3 protein-coding genes are annotated in these 1,693 nt (G+C 72.1%); 2 read left to right on the forward strand and 1 reads right to left on the reverse strand.

The features are described from left to right. Nucleotides 1–248: J domain-containing protein (locus ACYVE9_RS25680; RefSeq protein ID WP_461030285.1), on the reverse strand; the 248-nt coding region annotated here is incomplete at its 3' end. Nucleotides 249–529: 281 nt separating this feature from the next. Here ACYVE9_RS25680 and ACYVE9_RS25685 point away from each other — a divergent pair. Continuing rightward, nucleotides 530–949 (forward strand): Hsp20/alpha crystallin family protein, encoded by a 420-nt coding sequence (locus ACYVE9_RS25685; protein WP_461030286.1) that lies wholly within the window; start codon nucleotides 530–532, stop codon nucleotides 947–949. A gap of 230 nt (nucleotides 950–1,179) precedes the next feature. Beyond that, complete coding sequence (locus tag ACYVE9_RS25690) at nucleotides 1,180–1,572, forward strand: DUF2267 domain-containing protein (protein ID WP_461030287.1); 393 nt, start codon at nucleotides 1,180–1,182, stop codon at nucleotides 1,570–1,572. Nucleotides 1,573–1,693 lie beyond the last annotated feature (121 nt).

Genomic DNA, 1,693 nt, shown 5'->3' on the forward strand with positions numbered 1-1,693 from the left:
GGGGCCGTGGCACCGCGGCGCTCGGCGTCGTAGGCCGCACGGCGCTCGGGGTCCCGCAACGTGTCGTAGGCCGCCACGACCCGCGCCAGCCGTTCGTCGGCAGGCGGGTGCTCCGGCCGTACGTCCGGGTGCAGGGCCCGTACCAGAGCCCGGAAGGCTCCGGTGATCTGCGCGGCCGAAGCCGTGGGGGCCACGCCGAGCACCGCGTAGTGGTCCGCCTGCTCGTGTGCCGGTCCGGGTGCCGTCATCCCTCCACCTCCCGTCGGTGCACGGACGTGCGGTCGCCTCCAGTTTTGCCCTTTCGCACGGAGGGCGACAACACGCTTCCCCGCTCCTCGGGCGAGTACCGCCGGCGGGCCTCCACGCCTCCGGTCCGTCGGGCAGCAGCCCAGCAGGGCACCACCCCCTGTGAGCCCTGGCCAGGCCGGAAACCTGAGCCACTCCTTGGCAAGGTTATGGATGTGAGGTATATAAGAGATGTCGGCAGCTGAAGGTCACATCACGGCAATCGACAGGAGGCGATGATCCGATGCTGATGCGCACCGACCCCTTCCGTGAGCTGGACCGTCTCACCCAGCAGCTGTTCAACGACACGCAGCGGGCCCCGGTGATGCCGATGGACGCCTGGCGTGAGCACGGCACCGTCCGGGTCACCTTCGACCTGCCGGGCGTGGACCCGGACTCAGTGGACCTCACGATCGAACGGGACGTGCTGACCGTCCGGGCCGAACGCCCGCAGCCGGACCGCGGCGACGCCGAGGTGCTGATCTCCGAGCGGCCCGCCGGCACGTTCACCCGGCAGTTGTTCCTGGGCGAGACACTCGACACCGAGCACATCGAGGCCACCTACGACGCGGGCGTGCTGAGCCTGCGCATCCCCGTCGAGGAGCAGGCGAAGTCGCGGAGGATCGAGATCAACGGCGGCGCCCGCAAGGAACTCCAGTCCTGACGACGGAGGCCTGACGCGGGCCTCACCCGCCGTCGGCATCACAACGGTCGGGCCCGCGCCGGGCCTCACGGCCGCAACCCGGTCGCGGAAACCCCGGCCGCCCGACTGCGCCGGGGCACCGGCCGTAGTGGCCAGGGACCCGTTGATGGGGCGTTATCCGGCGCTTCGCCCGGGTACCCGGCGCACAGACCGACAGGAACCTCATGACGACGAGAACTGGGGGTGTCAGCATGCGTGACGACGAGTTCCTGGCCCGCGTACGGGAACGCGGCGAGTACACCGACCAGCACGAGGCGGAGCAGGTCACCACCGCAGTACTGGAGCTGCTGAGCCGCCGCATCACCCCGGAGGAGGCCGCGGACCTGGCCGCCCAGCTTCCCGGCCGGCTGGCCGAGGCGGTGGACTCCGACGGCGACCGAGCGGTGGAGACCTTCGGTGTGGAGGAGTTCTGCCGCCGGGTCGCCGACCGCACGGGTGGCCGACCGCGCACGGCGGAGTGGGACGCGAGCGCGGTCCTGAGCACCCTCGCGGACTCCGTCTCGCCGGGGCAGCTGAAGCAGGTCCTCGGCCAGCTGCCGAGCGGTTACGCGGCTCTCTTCGGCAGGGCCGCACTGGTCGACTAGACCGACCCGGCCCCGGGTCGGCGGCAGGCTGCCCCGCGTGTCCGCGGGCTCACCCCGCAGGGTGGGCACTGGGCCGGAACCGGACCGACACGCGCCGAGGAGTCCGGGCCCGACCGGGCGG

This window comes from Streptomyces sparsus (genome assembly GCF_054776295.1).